Origin of the sequence: Algoriphagus sp., assembly GCF_024642405.1 — a bacterium.
Lineage (GTDB): Bacteria > Bacteroidota > Bacteroidia > Cytophagales > Cyclobacteriaceae > Algoriphagus.
Genome location: NZ_JAHEBC010000184.1, coordinates 1 through 7,512, shown reverse-complemented (window position 1 = coordinate 7,512; position 7,512 = coordinate 1). Strand labels below are relative to the sequence as shown.

General features: G+C 40.3%; 3 protein-coding genes and 2 pseudogenes. 3 read left to right on the top strand and 2 right to left on the bottom strand.

Annotated elements, in window-relative coordinates; translation table 11 throughout:
• Nucleotides 1-3,093, bottom strand: a pseudogene (locus tag Q0L68_RS13365) (hypothetical protein); the annotation flags it as partial.
• 82 nt (nt 3,094-3,175) lie between these two features.
• On the opposite strand from Q0L68_RS13365, the gene Q0L68_RS13360 reads away from it, so the two are divergent.
• On the top strand, nt 3,176-4,222 hold the full coding sequence (locus Q0L68_RS13360) for a type IX secretion system membrane protein PorP/SprF (protein WP_296704022.1): 1,047 nt from the start codon (nt 3,176-3,178) through the stop codon (nt 4,220-4,222).
• 91 nt (nt 4,223-4,313) lie between these two features.
• Here Q0L68_RS13360 and Q0L68_RS13355 read toward each other — a convergent pair whose 3' ends face one another.
• Complete coding sequence (locus Q0L68_RS13355) at nt 4,314-5,726, bottom strand: Gfo/Idh/MocA family oxidoreductase (RefSeq protein WP_296704019.1); 1,413 nt, start codon at nt 5,724-5,726, stop codon at nt 4,314-4,316.
• A gap of 199 nt (nt 5,727-5,925) precedes the next feature.
• Here Q0L68_RS13355 and Q0L68_RS13350 point away from each other — a divergent pair, with 199 nt between their 5' ends.
• Nucleotides 5,926-6,798 (top strand): phytanoyl-CoA dioxygenase family protein, encoded by an 873-nt coding sequence (locus Q0L68_RS13350; protein WP_296704015.1) that lies wholly within the window; start codon nt 5,926-5,928, stop codon nt 6,796-6,798.
• A gap of 70 nt (nt 6,799-6,868) precedes the next feature.
• Nucleotides 6,869-7,512 (top strand): annotated as a pseudogene (locus Q0L68_RS13345) (hypothetical protein); the annotation flags it as partial.

Genomic DNA, 7,512 nt, shown 5'->3' with positions numbered 1-7,512 from the left:
ATGCTCATAACTCTGGAATTGGTCACCAGGTCCCCCAAAATTATCCAGAACTACTACACCGTTTTCATCAGTGATGGTATAGAAATAACTATCTATATCAGGTTCACCTGCCCCCTCAAACATAGCTCCACCTCCAAGATCAGGATCCAAACATATCCTTGGTGGACCTGAAAGAGAAGGTTCTGGAATTGAGCTTCCCGAATTTTGTACAAAGGAAGGAAGACCTAAATTGGAAGTCCCAGGCATAGGCTGAACGGCATCTGTTGTAAATGTGCTGGAGGAATTACAACCTGATCCCACACTTATTTGACCAATTCTATCTGATCCCACAACAGCTACATAAACTTGTCCGTTTGGACCGATTTGGATTGCTCCTAAATTGAGCCCAGAAGTCCCGCTGATTGCATTTTTTGTACTATTAATACAGGCTTCTATTTCTGCTCGAGTATTGGCATTTTCAAAACAGGAAGGGCAAATAGCGGCGTCGGGGTCATCATTTTCAACAGGTTTTATAATAAATTCTTCAATCCCTGGACCACCATTTCTATATGAAACCATGACTCTATCTCCATCCTCTGAAAATTCCAAACCATAAACATCTCCATCACAGCCGAGATCTATCCGCGCATATTCGGTCAATTCACCGGTGCTCTGATCAAAATCAAAAATCTCTAACTTATTACATCCACCTTCAGATATGGTTACAGCCAATTTGTCGCCATCTGAATTGAATTTCATAGCTCCAACACCTGAATTAAATCCATGGTTACTTCCCACAGAACTCAGGACGGGTGGTCCAATTCCCAAAGCTGATACTGGGTATGCTCTGAAAGTATTGTTTCCCAGCTCATGGAACATCATCCAGGTAGTATCTCCTGCATTTAAAGCGGCAGTATGTTCTGTCGATGGGCTGAATAAAAAATTGTCTTTTGTGACTACATTCCCGACTCCGGTTTGGTTTTCAGCTTTAATATCAACTAAAGAATAGCTGACTTCATTTGTTCCATTTGCAGATTCTTGGGTAGTAAATAGGTAAAATAAAGTTTGTTCATCTGGAACTGGTACTGCCAAAACGGATTGACTGGCAGAATTATCACCTCCTATGGAATCGCCATTTTCCATGACATTTCCATTGAGATCCCAGACAGTGGCTCCGTCAGTATAAAACAGTACTTGTCCAGTTTCATCTGAAATTGTTGTGGTTCCTGCAGGAATATCCTGTGGATGACGATTTTCTATTGGTCTTGGGGTTGGAGCATCCGGATCATCAGGGTCAGGATTAAAGTCCAGACCCGCCCCATCTCCAAAATACCAGATATTGTTGCTTTGATCATCAAGGTCCCAAATTTTAATTCGGATTTCTGCATAAGCATAACAAGAAGATCCAGGCTCTCTGACAAGCGCCCAATATAAACCAGGCTGACATACTTCATTTTCCTGCCTAGTACCCCATCCTTCATCTCGATAGTTTGACCAAAAATATTCGTAGTTATCGCCACCACCTCCTGTACCTCCTCCAGTTCCACCTCCACCGGGCCCTTCGCCATCTTGACCAGCTGCCTGAGCTTGTAACAAAGGCCCAATATCAATACATGTATTACAAAGGGTCGTATCAGAAGGAGAGAAATTGGCTTCTAAATTGTTCTCGGTAAGCGGAATTGTCTTTGTGGAGGTTTGAGTTTCTCCATCCTCATATTCTACCGTTAAGGTTACCGTGATATCTGTTCCTTGAGCTGCATCAGCGGGAATTAAAAAATGTTCCTGATTATAATCGGCTTCAACTGGGTTACCATCCGAATCAGTCAGCGGAGGATTAAAATCCCAACTGTAACTCGCCGGTCTATAATTTTCTGGAGTTATATTACTTGTTAACTGGATAGGATTATTTGCACAAGGCATATCCGGATCCCAGGTAAAATCCACATTTGGACTAATGTCAGCATTAGGTGCAAAAACAGGAAATACTCTTCCACAAAAATCCGCTCCCATAAATGGATCCTCGTCCAAAGTCACTAAAGTCAAATCAGGTTCATCCGGATTATCTACTTTTCCTATGAGCTGTGGGCCTCCAGCGACTTCCTCATAGATATAATATAAGCTTCCATCCGGGCCAATTTTCACATCATATACAGCGTTTAATCCTGGAGAGATAGGGATTATTTCAGGAATAGCAGTTAAGTCACTTTCTGGAACCCTATAAAGTTGATTCCCCAATGAATAATAAACAAAACCGCCATCAGGAGAAGAATCAGCTCCACCATATTCTCCAGATTCCAGTAGGTTTGTAATTTCATTTGACTCCCCAAAAGTCCCTGTTGAGGTGTCAAATTTTAGAACTATAATTTCATCATTGCTATCTTGAGGAATCAGAATTAAATGTTGATATACTTCATTAAAAATTATTCTTTCAGGAGTAAAAGGAAGACTTTCGGTATCAGTTGTGCTGAAATTACCTTCTCCAGCATCCAATCTTTGAGAAACCAGATTTCCTCCATCAAAACTGATTAAGTAGGAAGGGGAAGAAGGACTTTTTACAACAAGTAAAGCCCCTGAAGCATTCCCCATGTTGATGTCTTTGGAAACAACTTCCCCAAGTGGTCTCTCATTTCCCGTTGCTTGACCAGGAGCATTCATATCTACTAAAGAATATTGAAGCTCTCCAGATACTGAAATGTAAAAAATGTAAAATAATTTATTTCCATCCGGATCATATTCCAAAAAACCTGTAGCTACTTGCTGGGTGCCATCAACATTTCCATTCAGACCAGGAGCAGATCCTTCGATTGGGGATTGGCTAAAATCATATACTAATTCGCCATTTGTTTGGAAAAGAGGCTGCCCGGTAATCGGATCTATTGCAATCGCGCTATTATTTTTACCAAGTAGCACGGTATTTGGTAAGGTTTGAACTGTAGGGGAACTACCTTTACCAAAAGAGAGGTAATTACTCTCTCCGGTTTCGCAGCTTCCAAAAATCCATTCATTTTCATTATATCCTTGAGAAAGGACTTTTGAATCTACCGCAAATAGCGTAAATAGAAGCGAAAGGGTAAAAATGTACTTGAACCTTATGGAATTAGGGTTGCTTTTCATAATTTTCGAACTGCTTTTAAAACAACCAAACAGGTAAATCGTTTTAAAAGCCAACTGAATAATCAAATAAACGAACAAATCTTTGTTACGGTCTCTGCATTTAATAGTTTTTTTTTCACTCTGCTTTCTAGGACTGCAGTTTAATGCCTTCGGGCAAGACCCACAATATAGCCAATATTATGCCGCGCCACTTTACCTTAACCCTGCAATGGCAGGTGGTGAATTGACTGGGCGAGTTGGATTCAACTACCGAAACCAATGGCCAAGTATTGATGCTCAGTTCACTACCTTCTCGGCGTATTACGATACATACCTGCCAAATTACAATTCAGGAATTGGTGTTATGGTCATGCAAGATACAGAAGGAGCCTCAAAGTTAAGGTCAACGACAATTTCTGCATTATATTCTTATGAACTAAAAATAAGTGACAATGCTTATTTCCGTCCTGGGTTTCAAGCTTCTTATATTCGAAGAGAAATAGGGTTTTATGAAAACCTTATTTTCGCTAATCAAATCAATCCAAGTGATCCTTTTGGCCCGATTCTTCCAGGAACAGATTTACCCGGTCTTGGTGATCCCGTAAGTATGTTGTCCCTATCTCTTGGTGGAATGTTTTTCACAGAAGATTTTTGGGTTGGTATTTCTGCTCATCATGTAAATGAGCCAAATCAATCATTTTTGGATGGGGTCAGTAAGTTGCCGGCCAAATTTTCCATGCATGCTGGATATCGCTTTGATCTTGGTGAAGGAAGCATGAGACAGGATTTTACCCATATTCGCCGTAAGCGATACTTGACTCCTACTATTAATTATAAGAGACAAGGTCCTTTCGAGCAATTGGATGTAGGAGCTTATTTCTATGTTGAACCAATAGTTTTTGGACTTTGGTACAGGGGATTACCTTACAAGCCAGTAGAAAACCAAAGTAATAGAGATGCCATCGTCATGATGGTGGGAGTTAATTTATTGAGTGGATTAAATGTTGGGTATAGTTTTGACTATACTGTTTCACAATTGGGGATTCAATCAGGTGGAGCACATGAAATCAGTCTTTCCTGGACGCTACCGAATAAATATGAGGGTCAGCCTAATAGAAGAGACACCATTCTTCCATGTCCTAAATTCTAAAAATAACAGCAGAAAAATTAGTTTGCTGAAATACAAAAAAAGCTGAAACGGGTTATCGTTTCAGCTTTTATTTTTTATTACTCTTACTTAATTAAAGCGTATAAAACTCTTCCCATCCCTTTCTTGGTGGATCCCCAACAAGCATTTCATTCAGCATGGAACTGTTGGTGATTTGTTTTTTCTTTCTGTCAAACTGGATTTTCTCGCCAGTTTGCTGCGCAAGAACCCCCAAACAGAATACTTGACTTAATGGTCCTGCAATCTCAAAAGGAGACCTCGTCTCTTCTTCACCTTGACACGCTTTTAAGAAATTAGCAAAATGGTTGGAAGGACTTTCTGGAACTTCTGGAAGTTTAGACGCCCATTCTTTTGCTTTTTCTTCAGGGATGATTGACAGGGTGCTTCCATGTGATCCACCTTTGAATGTCAATTCCTTACTATAAATGATCTTGCCTGGGTTTAATTTTGCCGGTTGGATTTGTCCATTGCTTGGTGGTGGAATGTTTGGGTCCAATTCAGATACACCATAGCCAGCTGGCACGGGAGGAATATTATCCAGGCCATCATACCAGTTTATATCCATTGCTGGCATTTTTCCTCTTTTCGGAAACTTGAATGCCAGCGTAGTTGACATTGGGAAAAAGAAGTCGTTATGATCCTTGAGTAATACTGGATCTACTTCATAAGGCAGACCTAGATCAAGGAACTGATGGGCAGTATCCATGATATGAGCTCCCCAGTCCCCCAAAGCTCCCATTCCGAAATCATACCAACATCTCCATTGACCATTTATAAAGTCCTTATTATAATCATGCTGATCCCTTGCCATCAACCAAGTGTTCCAATCTAAGGTAGATGGAATCGGCTCAGCAGCCGGGAAACTTGTGATTTTCGGGTCCCAACCATGCCATCTTCTACGGCTGTTCATATGAGCTGTCATAGAAGTAACGTCCTTAATGATACCCGCATCCACATAAGCTTTGAACTGGAAATAATTTGCTTCTGAATGGCCTTGATTTCCCATTTGGGTTACCACTTTATGCTTCTTTGCACCTTTCATCATCAACTCAACCTCATTGAAAGTTCGGGCCATTGGCTTCTCTACATAGACATGCTTTCCCTCAGACATGGCAAGCATGGTGATCGGAAAGTGAGCAAAATCTGGAACGCCAACTGTAATTGCTTCGAAACCGCTTCCAAACTCATCAAACATCACTCTGAAATCCTGAAATTGCTTAGCATCAGGAAACATCTTCATTACTTCTACAGTATGAGGGGCTCCCATATCTGTATCACAGAGAGCTACTACATTACAAAGTCCTGTAGCATGAAGGGCTTTGATGATTTCACCACCTCGATTACCTATACCGCAACAGGCAAGGTTTACTTTATCACTTGGAGCCACATATCCTAATGGCTTACCAAGAACATAGGATGGAATGAAAGAAATACCGGCAAGCCCTAGGGCACTGGCTTTTAAAAAATTTCTTCTTTTTTGATTCATAACATGATCATTAGTGGGTTTTGCTAACTTAATAGTAGGGAAAAAGTAATTAAATTCATTATTATTTCTTTCGATTTAATCCTTGAATCATTGAAAACTAACGGAATGGATTTCGATGTTTATTTGAAAAACTAGGGCGATTTGGAAGATTAAAATCAACTTTTTACTAACTTCCTTATCTACTTAACGCGCCTTTGATATGAGAGATCTTTCCGATTATTCTCAACCGATTACTGATTTATTTGATCGGCCTAAAACAAAAGAGGAATGGGATAAATATCGGCTTTCTAAGGATCAAGTCGATTTTTTCCATGAAAATGGTTACTTGTCTGGGATTAAATTATTGGATGAAAACCAAATTCGAATATTAAAAGAAGCTTTGGAAGAGGTTTCGAACCCCAAGCATCCCATGCATCATTTGTTTCATGAGTTCCATAGCAATGAATCCTCAGATCCAAATCAAGTATTGTTTCATTCTTTAGGACATTGGAGGATTCACCCTGCTTTTCATGATGTAATATGGAACCCTGCTTTTCTAATGGCAGCCAGTCAATTACTTGGAGATAAGTCTGTCAGGTTTTGGCATGATCAGCTTTTTTGTAAACCTGCGAAACACGGAGGGAATGTGGCTTGGCATCAGGACTATTCCTATTGGACTCGAACCATAGCTATGCAACATCTGACTTGTTGGTGTGGTTTGGATGATGCCACGGAAGCAAATGGCTGTTTGAATTATATTCCTGGAAGTCATCATTGGGGCTTGCTGGAAAAACCAGCCTTGGCAGGGGAAATGGATGGACTCAAAACCATGCTGAGTAAAGAACAGCTAGCGGATTTTAATCCTGTTGCTATCCCATTAAAAGCGGGCTATGCTACCTTTCATCATCCTTTAATGGTGCATGGAAGTTTTGCCAATTATTCTGATTACTCTAGAAGAGCCTTTGTGCTGAATGTTTTTGCAGATGGAACTATATCGGATACCGATGAACCCTTACTTCAAGGTGTACCGGTGATTCCAAAAGGTGAAAAAATGGGTGGAAAGTTTTTTCCTGTCATTTTTGACACTAATTAAACCTAAATTCAAAAACTGCTTGGATAGAGGATGATAATTTTATTTCTTCTGTCCTCAATCCCAAAATACTATGAAAACAGCTTTTGCAAGGAAAATTACAGCACTTTTTATTGTGATCCTTCCTTTTTCGATTTCAATGACTTGCGCACAAAATGGCAAGACATTTCTCCAATTTGAAGGAAAATCCGGACCCGGGGAAGGTAAAAATGTGGTCTTGATTTCAGGGGACGATGAATATCGCTCCGAGGAGTCAATGCCTATGATGGCAAAAATTCTTTCAGAAAGATACGGTTTCAATACGACTGTTTTATTCCCCATCGAACCAGAAACCGGAAATGTAGTCCCAAGTTATCAGAATAATATCCCCGGGTTGGAGCATTTGGAAAAAGCAGATCTTGTAATCATGCTGATCCGATTCAGGGATTTACCCATGAACCAAATGAAGCATTTAGAGAATTATTTCAAAGCAGGAAAGCCATTTATTGCTTTAAGAACTTCAACTCACCCTTTTGCCATCAAGGATCAAAATTCCCCATTCTATAAATGGACTTGGAACAGTAAAGTCCAAGGTTGGGAAGGTGGTTTTGGGCAGCAGCTTGTCGGAGAAACTTGGGTTGCCCATCACGGAATTCATAAATCAGAAGGAACAAGAGCTTTGATTGATGGAGTAGACCGGGATGCAGATCATCCTATCCTTAGGGGAGTTGATGATAT